Consider the following 18792-nt stretch of genomic DNA (forward strand, 5'->3'; position numbering starts at 1 on the left):
GGACGCCGGGACGCGCACCGCGGCCGCGTCCGACGGACGCGCCACCGTGTGGCCACCGTACGCCCCCGAACGAGCGCGCGGAAGCTCCCGACGGCGGCCGGCCCGCGCTCCGCGGTCTGGACGCCGCACCGGCGCCGCTGGCATCGTGCGTCGGTGAGGTCCGGCCGTCTGCTGCGCGCCCCGGCCGGCGGCCGGACGACCGCCCGGCCGCCGCCGTCCGCCGTGCCCGCGGCCACGCCCACCCGTGCCCCCGGCCCCGCCGACCGCCCGCCCGTGCCGGGCCCGTCCGGGCGCCCGCGGCACCCCGGGGCGGCCGGCCCCGCGGGCCCGACCCGCCCGAAACCGTCGTGAGCACGCCAGGGAGAATCGGCCCCATGACCCACACCGTGCTGATCGCCGAGGACGATCGGGCCATCCGCGACTCCCTCACCCGCGCCCTCCAACTCGAGGGCTACCGGGTGAGCACCGCCGCGGACGGCGCGCAGACCCTCGCCGCACTCGCCGCACAGCGCCCGGACGTGCTGGTGCTGGACGTGATGATGCCCGGACCGGACGGCCTGGAGGTCTGCCGACGACTGCGCGCGGACGGCGACCGCACCCCGGTGCTGATGCTCACCGCCCGGGTGGACGTCCCGCACCGGATCGCCGGCCTCGACGCCGGGGCCGACGACTACCTGGTCAAGCCCTTCGACGTGGGCGAGCTGTTCGCCCGACTGCGCGCCCTGCTGCGCCGCAACCCGCCGGGGCCGGAGGAGGACGTCCTCGCCGTGGCCGACCTGCGGGTCGAGCCGCACGCCCGGCGCGCCTGGCGGGACGGCCACGAGCTGGAGCTCTCCCGCACCGAGTTCGACCTGCTGGAACTGCTGGTCCGGCACGCCGGCGCGGTGCTCGACCAGGCCACGGTGTACGAGCAGATCTGGGGCTACGACTTCGGCCCCGGCTCGAAGAACCTCGCGGTGTTCATCGGCTACCTACGCCGCAAGCTCGACCGGCCCGGGCTGGCACCGCTGATCCACACCGTCCGCGGCGTCGGCTACACGCTGCGCGCCTCGTGACCGGCCGGTTCCGGCCGCGGCTGCGGTGGCCGGGCCCGGGGCTGCGGTGGCCCGGCCCGGGGCTGCGCACCACCATCTCGCTGGCGTTCGCCGCGATGGCCGCGCTGGTCGCGGTGCTGATCGGCATGCTCGGCTACCACGCCGCCGCGCGGCTGATCCGGAACGACGAGGGGGCGGACTTCACCGCGGCGCTGCAGGCGGTGCACCAGCAGGTCGGCCGGCAGAAGCTGTTCCCCGGCGACTTCAACGGCTCGGACGGGCTCAGCCCGGATCTCCTGCGCCCGATCCGGGTGACCCCGCAGGCGCTCGGCCCCGACGGCGGAGTGCTGCCCGGCACCGCCCGGATCGACCTCCCGCCCGTCCCGGACGACCGCGAGCTCGCCCGCGCCGACGACCCCGGCCGGACCGCCACGGGACTGCGGCGTGCGGACGGCGACACCTACCGGGTGGCCGTCGTCTCCCTCGGCGGCGGCCGCGGTGCGGTCCAGATCGCCCAGCAACTCGGCCCGACCGAGCATCTGTTGGGGGTCCTGCGGGCCCGCACGGTGCTGTCGGTGGCAGTGGTCGCGGTGCTCGCCGGAGCGGCCGGAGGGCTGCTGGCCCGGCGGGTGACCCGCCGGCTGGTCCGGCTCACCGAGGTGGCCGAACTGGTCGCCGCCAGCGGCCGGTTGGACGTCCCGGTGCCGGCCGCCGGGACGGACGAGATCGGCCGCCTCGGCCGGGCCTTCGACCGGATGCTGGACCGGCTGGCCGCGGCCCGGGAGAACCAGCGCCGGCTCGTCCAGGACGCCGGGCACGAGCTGCGCACGCCGCTGACCAGCCTGCGCACCAACCTCGCGGTGCTGCCCAGCCTGGACCGCCTGCCGGCCGCCGAGCGGTCCGCGCTGATGAACGACCTGGCCGAGGAGGCCAGGGAGTTGACGCTGCTGGTGGAGGAGCTGGTGGCGCTCGCCGCGGAGCAGAAGGCGGACGAGCAGCCGACCGTCCTGGTGCTGGCCGAGGTCGTCCGCGAGGCCGTCGCGCAGGCCCGGCGGCGCAGCGGACGGCTGATCACCGTGGACGCCGACGACACCTCGGTGACCGCCCGGGCCGACGCGCTGGCCCGCGCGGTGGGGAACCTGCTGGACAACGCCGCCAAGTTCGACCCGGGCGGCACCGCCCCGATCGAGGTGGTGGTGCGCGGTCCCCGGGTCGAGGTGCTGGACCGCGGGCCGGGCATCGCCGAGGCCGACCTCGGCCGGGTCTTCGACCGCTTCTACCGCGCCACCGCCACCCGCAGCCTGCCCGGGTCGGGGCTGGGCCTGGCCATCGTGCACGAGGTGGCCCTCTCGCACGGCGGCACCGCCTTCGCCGCCAACCGGGACGGCGGCGGCGCGGCGATCGGCTTCACCCTCGGTTCCTGACGGACCGGCCGCCCGCCGTCACCCCGCGGCGAGCAGCCCGCGCCCGAGCCAGTCGGCCTCGTCCCGCACGCCCGGCAGAACGAAGAAGTAGCCGCCGCCGGTCGGCGAGATGTAGTCCACCAGCGGCTCGTCGACGAGCCGGGTCTGGGTGGCCTCGAACTGCCGCACCACGTCCTGCTGATAGCAGCAGAACACCAGGCCCATGTCCAGGTTGCCGGCCTTGTCGACGCCCCGGTCGTAGTTGTAGCCGCGGCGCAGGATGCGGGTGGCGTCGGTGTCGGCGGTGCGCGGGTTGGCGAGCCGGATGTGCGCGGTGAGCGGGATCGCCTTGCCCTCCGGGTCCTTGCCGTAGTCCGGTGCGTCGGTCTCCTGGTGGCCGTCCAGCGGGGCGCCGGTGTCGCGGCGGCGGCCGAACATCTTCTCCTGCTCGGCGAGCGTGACGCGGTCCCAGAACTCGATCAGCATCCGGATGATCCGGATCACCTGGTAGCTGCCGCCGGTCGCCCACGCGGGCTCGCCCGCCCCGTCGGTGACCCAGACCAGCCGGTCCATCTCCCGGGCGGAGCGGGTGTCCGGGTTGACGATGCCGTCCTTGAAGCCCAGCAGGTTGCGCTGCGCGCCGTCCGGGCGGGACTGGTTCTGGAAGCCGTCGATCCGCCAGAGGATCTGCAGGGCGCCGCGGGTGTGCCGGGTGATGTCGCGCAGCGCGTGCAGCACGGTGTCCTGGCGGTCGGCGCAGATCTGCAGGGAGAGGTCGCCGTGGAGTTCGGCGGCCTGCAGGTTGTCGTTGGGGAAGGTCTTCATCGGGGCGAGCCGGGCCGGTTTGGCCTTGGCCAGGCCGTACCGGTCGTCGAAGAGGGAGGCGCCGACGCCGACCGTGACGGTCAGGTCGTCGGCGGGCACGGTGGGGCCGAGGATGCCGCTGTCGGAGGGCGGCGCGCCGACGCCGAGGTCGGGCGGGGTGCCGCCGGTGGTGAGGAAGCGGATCCGCGCGGTCAGCGTCCTGAGGAGGTCCTCCAGTGCCTTGCGGTCCTGGGCGATCACCTGGCACGACAGGAAGGCCGCGTAGCCGGGGGCCGGGGTGGTGACGCCGGCCTGGTGGTCGCCGTGGAAGGGGACGGCGCCGGCCCCGGCCCGGTGGGTGTCCCCGGCGGCGGCCTGCCCGCGGGCCTGGGTGAGGGCGCCGCCGGCGAGCACCGCGGCGCCGGCCCCGGCGCCGAGGGCGGCCCGCACGAAGCTGCGCCGGGCCGGGCCGGCCGGGCAGCCGCCGGGCTCGGCCGCGGCCAGTGGCCCGACGGCCGGCCGGGCGGGGGTCACGGCGGGCGTCGCGGCGGGGGCCTGGGCGGCGGTCGGGAACGGGCAGGTGCCTCCGGCGGCGGGGCGGTCGGTCATCAGGCGGCCTTCCGGATCTCGAGCAGGGCGGGGACGGGGGCGAGGTCCTCGAGCAGCTGGCCGGTGGCGCCGTCGAGCTGTCGGCGGGTGTCGGCGGGGAGCCGGTCGAGCGGGGTCCAGCCCTCGGGCCGGTGGGCGGCGGCGAGGAGGTCGCCGACCCGCTTCATCCCGGCGCCGACGCGGGTGAGCAGCTGCGGGTCGCGCTCGTCGAGCAGCGGCTGCAGGACGGTCAGGAGTTCCTGGGTGCCGGTCAGGTTGGCCTGGGCGGTGGCGAGGTTGGTGCCGCTGCCCTGGTCGGTGTCGCCGGTGAGCTCGAACTGGAGGGTGTTCTCCAGGATCTCGTGGGCGCGCAGCGGGAGGTCGGCCGGGTCGAAGTCCTGGCCGGGGAAGTCCTGCCCGAGCTTGGCGACGTCGGCGGCCAGCTGGTCGGCGACGGGCGTCAGGTCGGCGGCGGACTCGCCGTGCCAGAGGCCGTGCTCCAGGCGAAGAAAGCCGGTGAAGTCCTTGTCCCCGGCCTTGTCGGGGAGGCCGTCGGGGCGTCCGTCGATCTTGCCGTCGAGCTCGGCGAAGGTCCCGTAGGCGGCACCCAGCGAGGCGTACCGGAGGTGGGCGGTCAGCCAGTCGGCCCTGGCCGCGGCGAGGTCGCCGCCGTGCACGTCGGCCTGGAGCTGCCCGGTCTCGGTCTGCAGGGCGGCGAGGCCCGCGGTCACGTACTGCCTGTAGGCGTCGAGCGGGCCCTTGAGGTCGTCCTCGCCGACCGGCTTGACGGCCCTGACCTCGGTGCCGCCGGTCACGTGGACGGCGCCGGAGGTGACGGCCCGGCCGCCAGTGGGGACGCAGCGCCAGGCGTAGTCGCCGGAGCCGATGGTGGCGGTCAGCGCGCGGGTGGTGCCCGGGGCCAGGCCCTCGATCTCGCCGTAGACGGCGCCGCTGGCCGGATCGACCAGGTAGACCTCGGCGACCTTGTCACCGGTGTTGTGCATCTGGAACACCTGCTGGCCGGGCAACGGGGTGCCGAAGCCGCGGCCGCAGTCCCGCTCGGACACGGCGACGGTGGCGGAGCCGCCCTGCTTGCCGTCGCTGACCGCGATGACGGTGCCGGCGGCCACGACGGGCACCGCGACCAGCGCGGCGGGCAGCACCCACCGCGGCCGGCCGGACCGCGCCGGGGAGGCGGCCGCGGCCGGCTGCTGCGCGCCCGCCGTCCCGCCCCCGCCCGGGCCCTTCCCCGGCGCCGCGCCTGCCGCGCCTGCCGGGGCCGTTGTGCCGGCGTGGGCCGCCGCGCCGCCCCGGACGCCCTCGACGAACAGCGTCATGACGATGCACAGGTAGGCGACGTACCCGACGACCTGCAGGACCGTCATGGTGACGGTCAGGTTCAGGGTGCCCTGGACCAGCGTGGCGTACCAGGAGGAGGCGTCCAGGTGGGCGCTCAGGTCGAAGGCGTAGGTGGCGCCGCCGCCGAGCAGTCCGGACTCCTGCAGGTCGCGCAGTCCGTAGCCGAGCACACCGGCCGCGACGACGATCAGACCGGCGCCGGTGATCGTGAAGAACCGGGTGAGGTTCATCCTCAGGGCCCGCCGGTACAGCCCCCAGCAGAGGGCGGTGGAGAGCAGCAGGCCGACGGCCGCGCCGATCAGCGGGCCGGTGGACTCCCCGGCGGTGCGCACGTTGGTCCACAGGAAGAGCGAGGTCTCCAGGCCCTCCCGGGCGACGGCGAGGAAGCTGGTGAGCACCAGCGCCCCGGCGCCCAGCGCCAGCGAGGCCTGGACCTTCTCCTTCAGCTCCGCGGAGAGGGTGCGGGCCGAGCGGCGCATCCAGAACACCATGGCGGTGACGAACGCGACGGCGATCAGGCTCAGCACCCCGCCGAACGCCTCCTGGGCGTGGCCGGAGAGGTTGGCGGCGGTGAAGGTGAGCACTGCGCCGAAGCTGAGGCTGAGCGCGACGGCCGCCGCGACGCCCGTCCACACCTGCGGCAGCCGGGACTTCTGGTCGAAGCGGACGAGCGTGGCGACCAGGATCGACACGATCAGCCCGGCCTCGAGGCCTTCGCGCAGTCCGATCAGGAAGCTGGGAAACGCCTCGTCCCACATGCGGCGGGCTCCTCCCCCGGGCGGCCCGGGTGGTAGCTGTCCTGAGCGGCCCGCCGCGGGTGGCGGCGGCGCGGCACAGCCGAACGCCCCGGACACGGGGCCCAGGGCGTTTCCGCTTAGCTTAGGCAAACCTTAGATCCGCCACGGTCAACCGCGCCTCCCGATCGGGTAAGGGTTCGGTATGAGGGGGCCGAACGGCCCAACGCCGCCCCGCCCGTCCGCGTTCACCCCCACCACTGCTCGGGAACCCCCTCCGCCTCCGCCGGCACCGTCACCGGCACGGCGGCCGGGGTGACCAGCAGCTCGCCGTCGCCGGTCTCGGCCACCAGGTAGCCGCACTCGCGCAGCACGACCGCGGCCGCGCCGCCGACCGCCTCGCGCGCCTCCCGGGAGGGCGGCCCGTCCGCCCCCTCCCCCGGTGACCAGCCGACCACCACGCCCTGGGGGCAGTGGCCGATCCGCAGCCCGGACGGGCCTGACGCGGTGTCGAACCCGGCGCGGGCGAGGGCCGCGGCGACGTCCTCGAAGAGTTCACGGTGATCCACCATTGGCGCAGCGTAGGCCCGCCCCCGCAGGAGGCCCGGACGCGGCGCGCGCCGAAACGGTTCAGCGGCACCCGACCGCAGCATCGCCCCCGTCCGAGCGGCCGATCGGACGTCAGAACCCCCCGTCCGGCCCGACACGAGCCGCCGGACGGGCCGATGGACGTGCACAGTCGGCCCCCTGCCGACAGCATGACAGAGTAAGCGCTTCATCACCCTGAGCAACGGGCCCAGCGGGTCGACCCGCTTCGCGCGCCGGTCCGACCGGCGGGCCCGTATCGAGAGGTCCCATGATCACAACACTTCGCCGGCCGGCGTTCCCGCCGGCGGGCCTCCAGCACGGTACGCCGAGGACGCCGGGGAGCCCGTCGTGAGAACCGACCAGCAGTCGCAGCCGGGACCGGTGACCAGCACACGCGCCAAGCCGGCGAACAAGGCCGAGGCGCTCGCCGACTGGGCTGACGGCCGACTCGGCGTCTACTCCCTGGCCAAGGCCAACCTCCGCAAGATCTTCCCGGACCACTGGTCCTTCATGCTGGGCGAGATCTGCCTGTACACCTTCGTCATCATCATCCTGACCGGCGTCTGGCTGACGCTGTTCTTCAAGCCGAGCATGGCCGAGGTGATCTACGAGGGCTCGTACGTCCCGCTCAGGGGCATCGAGATGTCGGAGGCCTACGCCTCGACCCTCGACATCAGCTTCGACCTGCGCGGCGGCCTGCTGATCCGCCAGATCCACCACTGGTCGGCCATCGTGTTCGTGGCCGCCATGCTCACGCACATGATGCGCGTCTTCTTCACCGGCGCGTTCCGCAAGCCGCGCGAGCTCAACTGGATCTTCGGCGCCGTCCTGCTGTTCCTCGGCATGTTCGACGGCTTCATGGGCTACTCCCTGCCGGACGACCTGCTGTCCGGGACGGGCATCCGGTTCATGGAGGGCGCGATCCTCGCGGTCCCCATCATCGGCACGTACATCCAGTTCTTCGTCTTCGCCGGGCAGTTCCCGGGCATCCTGATCGTGCCCCGGCTGTTCACCGTGCACATCCTGCTGATCCCCGGCATCATGCTGGGCCTCCTGGTGGCCCACCTGATCCTGGTCTTCTACCACAAGCACACCCAGTTCGCGGGCCCGGGACGGACCAACGACAACGTCGTCGGCATGCCCCTGATGCCGGTCTACATGGCGAAGGCCGGCGGGTTCTTCTTCCTGGTCTTCGGCGTCGTCTCGGTGATGGCGGCGATCGCGACGGTCAACCCGATCTGGGCGTACGGGCCGTACCGGCCCGACCAGGTCTCCACCGACGCCCAGCCGGACTGGTACATGGGCTTCTCCGAGGGCCTGATCCGGGTGATGCCAGGCTGGGAGATCAGCGTCTGGGGCGGTCACACGCTGAACCTCGGGGTGTTCGTCCCGCTGATCGTCTTCCCGCTGGTGCTGGTGGCCGTCTGGGGCTACCCGTTCATCGAGGCCTGGGTCACCGGGGACCGCGGCGAGCACCACATGGCCGACCGGCCGCGCAACGCACCGGTGCGCACCGCCTACGGCGCGGCCTGGATCAGCCTGTACCTGGTCCTGCTCGCCGGCGGCGGCAACGACCTGCTCGCCACCCACTTCCACCTGTCGATCAACGCGATCACCTACGCGGTGCGGGTCTGCTTCTTCGCCCTCCCGATCGTCGTCTTCGTGATCACCAAGCGCTGGTGCCTGGGCCTGCAGCGGCGCGACAAGGAGAAGGTGCTGCACGGCCGCGAGACCGGCGTCATCAACCGGCTCCAGCACGGCGAGTTCGTCGAGGTGCACGCCCCGCTCCCGCAGGGCCGGCTGTACACCCTCACCTCGCACGACCAGCCGCAGCCCTCGACCCTGCCGCCCGCGGTGGACGAGAACGGTGTGGCCCGCAAGGCCGGGCTGTTCACCCGCGCCCGGGTGAAGCTGTCCCGCGGCTTCTTCGGCGAGGGCAGCCAGATCGCCAAGCCCACGGCCGAGGAGCACGAGGAGATCACCAGCGGCCACGGCCACCACTGAGCACCGCGGACACCACGGGGGCCCGCTGCGCCGTCACCGGCGCGGCGGGCCCCCGTCGTTCCACGGGCCGGGCTCAGCCCCGCAACGCCGCGGGGACGACCGCGAACAGCGCCGCCGCCATGGTGACGGATAGGCAGAGCGCGGCCCAGCGGGTGCAGATCCGGCGGCACTCGGCGCGGTAGCGGGCGGCCAGCCGGCGGCAGCGGTCCACCGCGCGGTCGACGACCTCCTCCGCGTAGCGCAGCCGGTCGGCGGTGTAGGCCTGCTCCAGTCCCTCGCGCTCCGCGGCGGGCAGCCACGGGAACTGTCCGGCGAAGGCCCGGGCGTCCCGTTCGGCCGCCGCCACCTCCGCCTCCCAGGCCAGGTAGCCCTCCAGCCGGGCGATCTCCACCCGGGCGTTCACCCGGCCGCCGCCCGGGGCCCCGCTCCGCCGAGGGGTCCGCGCTCCCGGCGGACGCCGTCTGCCACCCATGACCGCTCCTCATGTCCTGTCGGGCCGTCCGGTGCGTACGGCCGGCCGGGCCGCCACAGCGCACCCCGGCCGGCCGTCGGCCGGATCGTCACGCGGAGATCGCTCCGCGACCAGGCCACTACTACCAGTGACGAAACGGGGGTGCGGGGCGACTCGCCGAACCTCCGGCCGACCCACGGCGGCCACGGCGCCGGCCCCGCACCGCCCCGCACCGGGTCCGGGTCCGGGGCGCAACACCCCCGGCGGGCGCCCGACGACCGCGGCGTGGTCCACGGACCGCACGGTGATCGCCGACTGAGGCCGGGTCAACTAGGGTCGTCGCCGGGCCGCCCCGCCGTGGGGCGGCCGCTGAGGTCGCACGAGACGGGTGGAGAAGCAAGTGCGCATCGGAATCATCGGCACGGGTGTGGTCGGCCGGACGCTGGGGAGCAAGCTGGTCTCGCTCGGCCACCAGGTGACGCTGGGCTCGCGGAGCAAGGACAACGAGAACGCGGTGGCCTGGGCCGAGCAGGCGGGTGCCGACGGCCACGCCGGCACCTTCGCCGAGGCGGCGGCCTTCGGCGAGGTCGTCCTGAACGCCACCGGCGGGACGGTCGCGGTCGAGGCGCTGCGCGCCGCCGGGGCCGAACACCTGGCCGGGAAGCTGCTGGTCGACGTCTCCAACCCGCTGGTCTTCGGCCCCGACGGCGGGTTGACCCTCGACCCGGTCAACACCGACAGCGTCGGCGAGCGGATCCAGCGCGAGTTCCCCGAGGCCCGGGTGGTCAAGACGCTCAACACCGTGAACTGCGCCGTGATGGTCGACCCGGGGCGCCTCGCCGGCGAGCACAACGTCTTCGTCGCCGGCGACGACGCCGACGCCAAGGCCGAGACGGTGGCGCTGCTGGGCGAGTTCGGCTGGCCGGCCGGGTGGGTCATCGACCTCGGCGACATCACCGGCGCCCGCGCGACCGAGATGATGATGCCGCTCTGGATCCGGATGTACGGGATCCTCGGCACCGGCGACTTCAACTACGCTTTCCAGCGCGCGAAGTGACCTCCCCGGGCTCGCCCCCGCGACCCTGCGCGGGGGCGAGCCCGGCGTTCGCCGAGCGGCCCGGACGCCGAACGCGCGCCTCGGCTAGCTCCGCGCGGACGGGCTCGCGGACGCCCGGCCCCGGCCGCTGCCCGGCGTCCGGGTCGACCCGCCCGGCGCCGCCGGGTCCGGCGGCAGGAACTCCCCGGCGTTGTGCCGCCCCGCCGGGACGAACACCGGCCCGTCCAGCCCCGGCAGCCGGAAGGTGCCGATCCGGGCCTGCGTCCGCGGCTGCAGCAGGTAGTCCTGGAAGGCCTTCGCCCCGGCCTCGTTGACCCCCGCGACCTTCGCCGGGTCCACCACCGCCGTCACCATCACCCGCTGCAGCAGCGGGTCGTCCAGCACCAGCGGCACCAGGTCGACCGGGTGCTCGCGCAGGTACTCCCGGAACGGGGTGAGCCCCCAGAGCGTGTACCCGCCGGAGGCGGCGGCCTCGTCCACGGCCGCGCCGGTCGCCAGCCCGCGGTCGCTGAAGACCGACCCGCCCAGGCCGGCCTCGGCCGCCACCGTCCGCATCAGGTAGCGCACGCCGTCGATGTCGTTGACCACCAGGGGCCGGCCGGCCGCGGCGATCCGGCGGAACGCCTCGGCGAGGTCGGCCAGCCCGCGCACCCCGGCCGGGTCCGCCGCCGGCCCGGCCAGGCACATCAGGTTGGCGAGGACCGTCCGCGGCCACTGCACCAGCCCGTCGGTGACCAGCCCGGTGACGTCGCGGTGCCCGAAGTGCGAGAGCACCACGTCGGCCTGCCCGGCCCGGGCCGCGGCGCCGACCTCCTCGGTGACGGTGAGCCGGACCTTCAGGCCGCTCTGCGCCTCGAACTCGGGCAGCAGCACGTCGTACAGCCCGCCGTCGCGCACGGTGGTGACGCTGGTCAGCCGGACGGTGCCGCGATCGGCCTCGGACGCAGCGGACCGCGTCGAGGCGGTCGGCACGGCCGTGGCCGACCGGTCGGCGCCCTGCTCGGGACGCCGGTCGCGGGAACAGCCCGCCAGCGCCGCGATCGGGAGGGCGAGGACCGCCCCCAGCCGCAGGAAAGCCCGTCTGCCGTCCGTGCCCGTGCCGCCGGTGCCCATGCGCCGCCCCGCTCCCGCGGCGCACCGGTGGGACCGCCCGGCGTGCGCCGCCGACCGGCCGGGAGCACGCCGAATCCTCGCGGACGGGCCGGACGCCGCGGAAGTGGTCGATCACCCGACGCGGCCGGCCGCGGCCTGGTCGGTCCACCGGTTGCGGCCCGCGGACGGCCCCGATTCCGGACGCCCGCCGGGAGGGGAGAGAATGGACCGCATGTCCCGACGTCGCCCCGCGCCCCGCGCCGCCTCCGCCGCGCCCCGGCTGCTGCCCTCCTCCCCCTGCCCGTGCGGCCTGACCGCCGCATACGGCGACTGCTGCGGCCGGCTGCACCGCGGCCTGGCGGCGGCCGGCACCGCCGAGGCGCTGATGCGCTCGAGGTTCAGCGCCTTCGTCGCCCAGGACGAGGCGTACCTGCTGCGCACCTGGCACCCGGACACCCGCCCCGCCGAGGTGGAGTTCGATCCGGGGCTGCGCTGGACCGGGCTGGAGGTGGTCTCCACCACCGACGGCGGCGCCTTCCACGCCGAGGGCACCGTCGCGTTCCGCGCGCACTGGACGGAGGGGCGCGAGCAGGGCGTGCTCACCGAGCACAGCCGGTTCGTCCGGCACGAGGGCGCCTGGGTGTACCTGGACGCCCTCTCGCTCGGCTAGGTCCGGACCGGGCCCGGACCTCCGCTACAGGTAGTCGTCGAGGCGGCCGAGGGAGAAGCCCTCGGCGGTGACGTCGTTGACGACCTTGCGCAGCAGGTCCGTCATGGAGGCCTTCCAGATGTCGGGGCCCCGGAAGTGCGTGAGGATGATGTCGCCCGGGTGGAGCCTGCGGTCCGAGTAGCGCCATTCCATGTGGTCGGGGAAGGCCTCCTCGTTCCACATCGGCACCGCCTCGACCCCGCAGGACGCCGCCGCGCGCAGGGTGTCGTCGTTGTACTCGCCGTACGGGGGGCGGAACAGCCGGGGCCGGACGCCGATCTGCTGCTCCAGCTGGTCCTGCTGGCGGCAGATCTCACCGCGCTGGGTCTCGTAGTCGAGGACCTTCAGGTTGCGGTGGTTGATGGTGTGGTTGTTGATCTCCACTCCCTGGGCGTGCAGGTCGCGGAAGTAGCCGTAGTTCTCGCGCGCGAGGTAGTCGGAGACGTAGGTGCTGAGCGGGATGCCGAGCTCCGCGGCCATCCGGGAGAACTCCGGGTCCTTCTCGGCACCGTCGTCGACGGTCAGGAAGACCACCTTGTCGTCGGTCGGCACCCGGTACACCACCGGCGGCCGCCCGTCCTTGAGCTTCACGCCCTGCACGGGGGTGAGGACGGCCCTGGTCGCCGGGCGCGGGGGCGTCTTCAGCGGCGGGCGCTCCAGGCCCCAGCGGTGCGCGGTCTCCAGGGCCGCCTGCTGGGCCGCCGCCTGGCGGGCCACCGCCTCGCCGTGGGCCTCCTCCTCGGCGCGGGCCAGGCCCGGCAGCACCGCGGGTGCGACCGCGCGGGCGGCCTTCGCGCCGTTGGCGCCGGCGGGCGCGGCGTCCGGTCGGGCGGGGCTCGTGGGCCCGGCGCAGCCGGCGGCGACGGCGGAGAGGCAGACGGTGGCCAGCAGGCCGGTCCGTACGACCCTGGTGCCGCTCCCCCGCTGATTCCCCCTCAAACCCTCATTAATGTGACGATCTGATGGTCTGTTCATAGACGCACTGCTCCCCAGCAGTGCACCCCCGCCAATCCCCCCGTCACCCGTGCGGGGCAACGACGCGCCGCACTCCTTGCCCGCCCTTTGCCGAACCGCGGGTCCCCAGGGGGCCGCACCGGGCGAAACCCCGTTGCCGCGGACGCGCGCGACCACCGATCATGCGCCCATGACGACGACCACGCCCCGCGCCACCGACCTCTGGACCGTCACCACGGCCGACGTGTCCGCACCCGAGGCCCTGGACCTGCTGCGCGACTACTACCACGACGTCGCCAACCGCTACTACCGCCTCCACTTCGACCGCGAGGGCACCCCCGAGGAGCTGGCCTCCGGCCTCGCCGGCTCCCCCAGCGACGACCTCGCCGCGCCGGACGGCGCCTTCCTGATCGGCCGTCACGAGGGCACCGCCCACGCCTGCGCCGGACTGCGCCGGCTCGACGCCGACACCGTCGAACTGACCCGCGTCTACGTCCGGCCCGCGCTGCGCGGCACCGGCGGCGGCGCCCGGCTGCTCGCCGCCGTCGAGGACGCCGCCCGCGCCCTCGGCGCCCGCCGCATCGTCCTCGACACCCGCACCGACCTGATCGAGGCCCGCTCGCTCTACCTCCGGCACGGGTACCACGAGATCCCGGCCTACAGCAGCGGCCCGTACGCCCAGGTCTGGTACGGCAAGGAGCTCGCCGGGTAGGCCCCGCCGGGCCCGGGTGCGGCGGGCGGGTCCTGTGGATCTCGTCGGACGGGCTGCCTAGGACGCGGCGGCGGCGAGGGCGGCGGCGAGTTCGGCGGCCGTGGGCGGGTTGGCGCCGGGGCGGGCGACGGTGAGGGCCGCGGCGGTGACGGCCCGGGTGAGGCAGCCCGCGAGGTCCGCGCCGGCCGCGCGGGCGTGCAGCAGCGCCGCCATGAACGCGTCCCCGGCGCCGACGGTGTCGGCGACCACCACCGGTACGGCCCCCGCCCGGACCAGTCCGCCACCGGGGGCCAGCGCGAAGGCCCCGTCGGCTCCGAGGGTCACCGCGACCACCGACGGGCCGAGCGCGAGCCAGCGCTCCGCCACCGCCTCCGCGGCCTCGCCCGGATAGAGCCAGGCCAGGTCCTCGTCACTCGCCTTGACCACGTCGCTCAGCGCCACCCAGCGCTCCACCCGCCGCACGGCCCGCTCCCGCCCGCCCATCAGCGCGGGGCGCACGTTCGGGTCGTAGCTGATCTGCGCCCGGCCGTGCCACCGCTCGACCAGGTCGAGCACGGCGGCGGCGCCCGGGTCGGTGACCGCGGCGATCGACCCGAGGTGGATCGCCGCCGGGGGGTCGGCCGGCTCGGTGGGCGGCAGCGTCCAGCCGATGTCGAAGGTGTACCGGGCCCGCCCCCGACCGTCGAGCCGCACCACGGCCGACGGCGTCCGGGCCACCTCGGCGGCCCGCACCCGCACCCCGGCCGACTCCAGGTGAGCCCGGATCAGCCGACCGTTGGCGTCCGCCCCGAGTTCGGTGAGCAGGGTGGCCGGGTGCCCCAGCCTGGCCAGCCCGTAGGCGACGTTCGCCGGGCTACCACCGGGGTGGACCACGTCCGGGGCGCCGTCCGAACGGACGACGTCGGCGACGCACTCGCCGATCACCAGGACGTGCGGATCGGGGGTGGTCACGGCGGCTCCTGGCATCCGGTACGCGGGCGGCGTCTCGCTCGCCAGCCTACGGGCTGCACGCGGGCACGAGGAACGGCCGCCGGACCTGGCCAGGTTCTCCGACGGCCGTGGCCCCGTCCGTCAGGGGACGAAGCACTTCGAACGCTATCCGGCCCGCGACGGGGCCGCCAGCACGGTGGGCCGTCCGGGGGACGACCGCGTGTCGTCGGCCCTCCGGGAAAGCCGCCCGCACGGCGCCCCCGGTCCACTAGGGTCTGTGCCCGGTGCGTCGCACACGCACCGCGGCCCGGGGGCGGGGGGCCGCACGACCACCCCACCGCACGACGCCTCGACCGCGCCGGCGGATCCCCGCGCCCGGCCCCGCTGCCAGGTCTCCCGGCACCAGCACCCGGAAGTACGGTGATCACCCTGCCCAGGCCCCGCGCCGGTCTCCTCGTGGCGCTCGCGTTCAGTGCGTCGCTGCTCTCCGCCAGCGTCCCGACGGCCACCGCGGCGGACGGCCTGGGCGATCCGGTCTTCCCCTCCCTGGGCAACACCGGCTACGACGCGCTCGCCTACGACCTCTCGTTCGACTACCGGGCCGACACCCGCACCGTGGACGCCACCGCGGTGATCACCGCCCGACCGTCCCGCACCCTGCGGAGCCTGCGGCTGGACGCGCTCGGCCTGACGGTGCGCGCCGTCCGGGTCGACGGGCGCCCGGCCCGGTTCACCGTCCGCGACGCCAAGCTGACGGTCGCTCCGCCGCGGCCGCTGCACCCCGGCACGGCCGTGCAGGTCGCGGTGGAGTACTCCGCCGACCCGCACGCCCGGCGCCCGCACAGCGGCTGGGTCCCCACCGCGAACGGCTTCGCGGTGGCCGGCCAGCCGGACGGCGCGCACACCGTCTTCCCGTGCAACGACCACCCGAGCGACAAGGCCCGCTTCACCGTCGCCGTCACCGCACCCGACCCCCTGCTGGGCGTCGCCAACGGGGAGTTGACGGAGACCGAACGGCTCGGCGACGGCCGGACCACCCGCCGGTACGTCTCCCGCGAGCCGATGGCCACCGAACTCCTCCAGGTCTCGGTCGGCGACTACACGGTGCGCGAACGCCCCGGCCCGGGCGGCCTGCCGCTGCGCGACGTCGTCCCGACCGCCCGCGCCGCGGAGCTCGAACCGGCCCTCGCGCTCACCGCCGACCAGCTCGCCTGGGCCGAGCGGCACCTCGGGGCGTTCCCGTTCGAGAGCTACGGACTGCTGCCCGCCGACACCGACGACCCGGCCGCCTTCGGCTTCACCGGTCTGGAGACCCAGACGCTCACCCTCTACAAGCCGGACTTCCTGCGCCGGCCGGAGTCCGCGATCGGCTCGCACATGATGCACGAGCTGGTGCACTCCTGGTACGGCGACAGCGTCTCCCCGGCCACCTGGGCGGACCTCTGGCTCAACGAGGGGCACGCCGACTTCTACGCGCTGACGTACCGCTACGAGCGCGGCTGGCCCGACGCCTCGGGCCACACCACCCTGGTCGACCGGATGCGCGAGGTCTACGGCCTCGGCGACCAGTGGCGCCACGACTCCGGCCCGGTCGCCGCACCCGGCGCCGACGACCTCTTCGACAGCCAGCGCTACACCGGCGGCGCCCTGGTCCTGTTCGCGCTGCGCGAGCGGGTCGGCGCGGAGACCTTCGACCGGATCGAGCGCACCTTCCTGCGCGAGCACCGCCACGCCACCGCCTCCACCCGCGACTACCTGCGGACCGCCTCCGAGGTCTCCGGGCAGGACCTCACCGGCTTCCTCACCGACTGGCTGTACGGGCGGCGCACCCCGCCGATGCCCGGTCACCCCGACTGGACCGTCGCCCCGGTGGGCCAGGCGCCGTCCGCCGCCCACGGGCTCCCCGGCAGGGTGCCGCAGGGCTCGGGGACGCTCTGACGCCCTCCCCCGCACGCCCTCGCTCCCGGTCGCGCCGCGACGTGCCCCCGGGCGCCCGGTGCGCGCCCTTGGTCCCCCGGGCGGGGCGGGCCATCGTGGTGGCACGGCCCGCCCGCCGCCCGGCCGAGTCCCGGCCGGCTCGCGGGCCGTCCAGCTCCCCGGACCAGGACCGGTCGTCGTCCCCGTCATCGGACCGGGCGCCGCGCACGCACGGTTCCGGGCGCCGCGCGCCACCGTTCCGGGCCGTGTACCGCGGGCCGGTCCGGACCGCCGGAAAATTCTCCGCGCCGACGGGCAACCGAAAGCGCCGCCCATCGCGTTCAGCAGCCGTGAGATGCACACCACGACCGCGGCCCGCCGGGCCGCCACGACCGACGGGAACGGCGCGGACACCATGGCGGGGACGGCACGATGAGCGATGCGAATCCGGACTTCGAGGAGTTCGTCGCCGCCTGCGGCCCGAAGCTGCTCCGGGTGGCCTGGTTGCTGACCGGCGACCCGCACCAGGCCGAGGACCTGCTGCAGACCGCGTTCGCCCGGGTCTGGCCCAAGTGGGACCGGGTCGCCATCGACCGGCCCGAGGCCTACACCCGCAAGGTGCTGGTCAACTGCCACGTCTCGTGGTGGCGCCGGCGCTGGACCGGCGAGCTGCCGCACGGCGAGCTGCCGGAGCCCGTCCCGACGGGCGGGGACCCGTACGAGGAGGTCGTGGTCGAGCAGGTGGTCGCCCAGGCCGTCCGGGCGCTGCCGCCGCGTCAGCGGGCGGTCGTGGTGCTGCGCTACTTCGAGGACCTCAGCGTGGAGGAGACCGCCGAGGTGCTCCGCTGCAGCACCGGCACGGTCAAGAGTCAGACGCACCGGGCGCTGTCCGTGCTGCGCGGCCGGCTGCCCAGCCGGGAACTGCTGCTCACCGGGGGACCTCGTGACCGGTACTGACCCGCTCGACGCGTACGGCCGCGCGGGCGGCGAGGACGACTGGGGCGACCGCGACGGGGCCGCGGAGGAGGAACTGCGGATCCTGCTCCAGCGGGCCGTACCGGCGCTGGACGACCCGGCGGACCGGATGGAGCGGATCCGGGCCCGGGCCGCCCGGGTCCGGCGCAGGCGGCGGGCCGCCGCGCTCGCGGCCGGGCTGACCGGAGGGCTGCTCGTCGCGGCGCTGGTGGCCGCGCCGGCGATCGCTCCCGCACCGGACCGGGGGGCGGCGCTGCGGCCTGCCGGGCCGGTGTCGGCACCCGCCTCGGCCACGCCCTCCGACGGCCCGACCGTCCCGGACGAGCTCGTCGGGATCACCATCGGCCTGCGGGAGTGGAACGTCGTCGCCCGCGTCCCGCAGGGCTGGTTCTCCCAGGCCTCCGACGCCGACGACCCGGAGGGCGGCGTCCTGCTGACCGATCCGCCGGGCCAGTCGCCGCAGGCCACCGCGCAGTCCGGCCCCCCGACACCCTGCCCGACGACGGAGTCCGACGCGTGCCGGCTGCCGAAGCTGCTCCCGGTCGACGGGGCCGTGCTGTCCTTCCTGAAGGTGGACGACCCGGGCCTGGTCGGGAAGGTCGCCGCCGAGCCGGCCACCGCCCGCGAGCAGGCGCCGGAGAAGCCGTGCCTGGTGCGGGGCGGCAACCGGGAGTTCGTCGGCCACAAGCTCATCACCCGGCCGGGCGCGCGGGCAGCGCTCATCGAGCTGACGGTGTGCCTGCGGCAGCCGTCCGACGCCACCGTGGGGTTGGTCCAGCCGGTGCTGGACTCGATCCAGGCCGTCGGGGGGGCGACCCCGTCGCGGGGAACCCCCACCCCCCTCGGCTGACCCGGCCGCCCGCCGGGGCTTCACGGTCCCTGCCGGGACCGGCCGGCGCCCGCCGGGGACGGATTGTCAGTGGGCCCTGCTAGCGTCCTGAACACAATCGGAGAACGAACGGGGGTCTTCTCATGGGTGCGGAGCTGCGGGGGGTCGGAGCCGGTGTCTACGACCGGTGGACGGCGCTGTGGAACGGCGAGCTGCGGCTCGCCGCGGAGATCATGGCACCCGAGTTCACGCTGCGGTACGCGCAGGCGGGGACGGAGGTGTTCGACGAGGTGCGGACGCCGGAGCGGCTGGCCGAGGTGATCGCTCAGTGGCGTGCCATGCGCGGTCCGGGGCTGCGCTTCGAGGCCGAGGGCGTCGCGGTGGTCGACCTCGAACCGGCCGGCGGCACGGTCTCCGGCCTGGTGGCCCGGCCGTACCGGGCGAGTTTCGTCGACGCGGACGGCGCGGTGGTGGCCAGGAGCGGTACGGACACCCTGCGGATCACCGACGGGCTGATAACCGAGGTGTGGTCCGTCTCCTCCGGTGCCGCCGGGCGGACGTTCTACCCGGGCTGACCGGGCTGGCCGGGCCGCCGGTGTGACACAGCCGTGCGGGCCCCGACGTGTCGGGGCCCGCACCACGGGGCCGCGTC

General features: G+C 75.2%; 17 protein-coding genes. 10 read left to right on the plus strand and 7 right to left on the minus strand.

Going from position 1 to position 18792, the window contains the following annotated elements; all coding sequences use genetic code 11:
• The first annotated feature begins 374 nt into the window (after positions 1–374).
• Positions 375–1055: a response regulator transcription factor gene (locus AB0N04_RS16925; RefSeq protein ID WP_360213693.1), complete on the plus strand. Its 681-nt coding sequence runs from the start codon at positions 375–377 to the stop codon at positions 1053–1055.
• Entirely contained in the window at positions 1052–2458 is a 1407-nt protein-coding gene (locus AB0N04_RS16930) for a HAMP domain-containing sensor histidine kinase (protein ID WP_360213691.1), read from the plus strand. The genes AB0N04_RS16925 and AB0N04_RS16930 overlap by 4 nt, the downstream gene beginning before the upstream one ends.
• Positions 2459–2476: 18 nt before the next feature.
• On the opposite strand, the gene efeB is transcribed toward AB0N04_RS16930, so the two are convergent.
• The 3 genes from efeB to AB0N04_RS16945 all read right to left on the minus strand — a co-directional run bounded on the left by efeB (position 2477) and on the right by AB0N04_RS16945 (position 6494).
• Positions 2477–3850, minus strand: coding sequence for an iron uptake transporter deferrochelatase/peroxidase subunit (gene efeB, locus AB0N04_RS16935; RefSeq protein WP_360213689.1), 1374 nt, complete (start codon positions 3848–3850; stop codon positions 2477–2479).
• Entirely contained in the window at positions 3850–5946 is a 2097-nt protein-coding gene (gene efeU / locus AB0N04_RS16940) for an iron uptake transporter permease EfeU (protein ID WP_360213687.1), read from the minus strand. Before efeU ends, efeB begins: the two co-directional genes overlap by 1 nt.
• 224 nt (positions 5947–6170) lie before the next feature.
• Positions 6171–6494, minus strand: a complete 324-nt coding sequence (locus tag AB0N04_RS16945; RefSeq protein WP_360213685.1) for a hypothetical protein — start codon at positions 6492–6494, stop codon at positions 6171–6173.
• A 397-nt stretch (positions 6495–6891) separates the two neighbouring features.
• Here AB0N04_RS16945 and AB0N04_RS16950 point away from each other — a divergent pair, with 397 nt between their 5' ends.
• A complete protein-coding gene (locus AB0N04_RS16950) occupies positions 6892–8514 on the plus strand; it encodes a ubiquinol-cytochrome c reductase cytochrome b subunit (RefSeq protein ID WP_360213683.1) in 1623 nt (540 codons plus the stop codon).
• 73 nt (positions 8515–8587) lie between these two features.
• Here AB0N04_RS16950 and AB0N04_RS16955 read toward each other — a convergent pair whose 3' ends face one another.
• Positions 8588–8917, minus strand: a complete 330-nt coding sequence (locus AB0N04_RS16955; protein ID WP_360213681.1) for a hypothetical protein — start codon at positions 8915–8917, stop codon at positions 8588–8590.
• 448 nt (positions 8918–9365) lie between these two features.
• Between AB0N04_RS16955 and AB0N04_RS16960 the strand changes: the two genes are divergently transcribed.
• Positions 9366–10022, plus strand: coding sequence for an NAD(P)-binding domain-containing protein (locus AB0N04_RS16960; RefSeq protein ID WP_360213679.1), 657 nt, complete (start codon positions 9366–9368; stop codon positions 10020–10022).
• Positions 10023–10106: 84 nt separating this feature from the next.
• Here AB0N04_RS16960 and AB0N04_RS16965 read toward each other — a convergent pair whose 3' ends face one another.
• On the minus strand, positions 10107–11135 hold the full coding sequence (locus AB0N04_RS16965) for a substrate-binding domain-containing protein (protein ID WP_360213677.1): 1029 nt from the start codon (positions 11133–11135) through the stop codon (positions 10107–10109).
• A 211-nt stretch (positions 11136–11346) separates the two neighbouring features.
• Between AB0N04_RS16965 and AB0N04_RS16970 the strand changes: the two genes are divergently transcribed.
• Complete coding sequence (locus AB0N04_RS16970; RefSeq protein ID WP_360213675.1) at positions 11347–11784, plus strand: YchJ family metal-binding protein; 438 nt, start codon at positions 11347–11349, stop codon at positions 11782–11784.
• A 24-nt stretch (positions 11785–11808) separates the two neighbouring features.
• Here the strand turns inward: AB0N04_RS16970 and AB0N04_RS16975 are convergent, their stop codons facing one another.
• Complete coding sequence (locus AB0N04_RS16975) at positions 11809–12762, minus strand: polysaccharide deacetylase family protein (RefSeq protein ID WP_360213673.1); 954 nt, start codon at positions 12760–12762, stop codon at positions 11809–11811.
• Positions 12763–12967: 205 nt separating this feature from the next.
• Here AB0N04_RS16975 and AB0N04_RS16980 point away from each other — a divergent pair, with 205 nt between their 5' ends.
• Positions 12968–13489: a GNAT family N-acetyltransferase gene (locus tag AB0N04_RS16980; protein ID WP_360213671.1), complete on the plus strand. Its 522-nt coding sequence runs from the start codon at positions 12968–12970 to the stop codon at positions 13487–13489.
• A gap of 57 nt (positions 13490–13546) precedes the next feature.
• Here AB0N04_RS16980 and AB0N04_RS16985 read toward each other — a convergent pair whose 3' ends face one another.
• Positions 13547–14440 (minus strand): carbohydrate kinase, encoded by an 894-nt coding sequence (locus AB0N04_RS16985; protein WP_360213669.1) that lies wholly within the window; start codon positions 14438–14440, stop codon positions 13547–13549.
• Between the two features lie 459 nt (positions 14441–14899).
• On the opposite strand from AB0N04_RS16985, the gene AB0N04_RS16990 reads away from it, so the two are divergent.
• The 4 genes from AB0N04_RS16990 to AB0N04_RS17005 all read left to right on the plus strand — a co-directional run bounded on the left by AB0N04_RS16990 (position 14900) and on the right by AB0N04_RS17005 (position 18715).
• On the plus strand, positions 14900–16357 hold the full coding sequence (locus tag AB0N04_RS16990; protein WP_360213775.1) for a M1 family metallopeptidase: 1458 nt from the start codon (positions 14900–14902) through the stop codon (positions 16355–16357).
• 411 nt (positions 16358–16768) lie between these two features.
• A complete protein-coding gene (locus AB0N04_RS16995; protein WP_360213667.1) occupies positions 16769–17293 on the plus strand; it encodes a SigE family RNA polymerase sigma factor in 525 nt (174 codons plus the stop codon).
• Positions 17280–18161, plus strand: coding sequence for a hypothetical protein (locus tag AB0N04_RS17000; protein ID WP_360213665.1), 882 nt, complete (start codon positions 17280–17282; stop codon positions 18159–18161). Before AB0N04_RS16995 ends, AB0N04_RS17000 begins: the two co-directional genes overlap by 14 nt.
• 122 nt (positions 18162–18283) lie before the next feature.
• Entirely contained in the window at positions 18284–18715 is a 432-nt protein-coding gene (locus AB0N04_RS17005) for a nuclear transport factor 2 family protein (protein WP_360213663.1), read from the plus strand.
• Positions 18716–18792: the final 77 nt, after the last annotated feature.

It is taken from the genome of Kitasatospora sp. NPDC051702, from assembly GCF_040681575.1.
Lineage (GTDB): Bacteria > Actinomycetota > Actinomycetes > Streptomycetales > Streptomycetaceae > Kitasatospora.

What these genes read in the sequence shown, in the direction of transcription:
- AB0N04_RS16925 (WP_360213693.1), top strand. Translation starts at nt 375, where the DNA reads ATGACCCACACCGTGCTGATCGCCGAGGACGATCGGGCCATCCGCGAC.
- efeB (WP_360213689.1), bottom strand. Translation starts at nt 3,850, where the DNA reads ATGACCGACCGCCCCGCCGCCGGAGGCACCTGCCCGTTCCCGACCGCC.
- efeU (WP_360213687.1), bottom strand. Translation starts at nt 5,946, where the DNA reads ATGTGGGACGAGGCGTTTCCCAGCTTCCTGATCGGACTGCGCGAAGGC.
- AB0N04_RS16945 (WP_360213685.1), bottom strand. Translation starts at nt 6,494, where the DNA reads ATGGTGGATCACCGTGAACTCTTCGAGGACGTCGCCGCGGCCCTCGCC.
- AB0N04_RS16965 (WP_360213677.1), bottom strand. Translation starts at nt 11,135, where the DNA reads ATGGGCACCGGCGGCACGGGCACGGACGGCAGACGGGCTTTCCTGCGG.
- AB0N04_RS16970 (WP_360213675.1), top strand. Translation starts at nt 11,347, where the DNA reads ATGTCCCGACGTCGCCCCGCGCCCCGCGCCGCCTCCGCCGCGCCCCGG.
- AB0N04_RS16980 (WP_360213671.1), top strand. Translation starts at nt 12,968, where the DNA reads ATGACGACGACCACGCCCCGCGCCACCGACCTCTGGACCGTCACCACG.
- AB0N04_RS16995 (WP_360213667.1), top strand. Translation starts at nt 16,769, where the DNA reads ATGAGCGATGCGAATCCGGACTTCGAGGAGTTCGTCGCCGCCTGCGGC.
- AB0N04_RS17005 (WP_360213663.1), top strand. Translation starts at nt 18,284, where the DNA reads ATGGGTGCGGAGCTGCGGGGGGTCGGAGCCGGTGTCTACGACCGGTGG.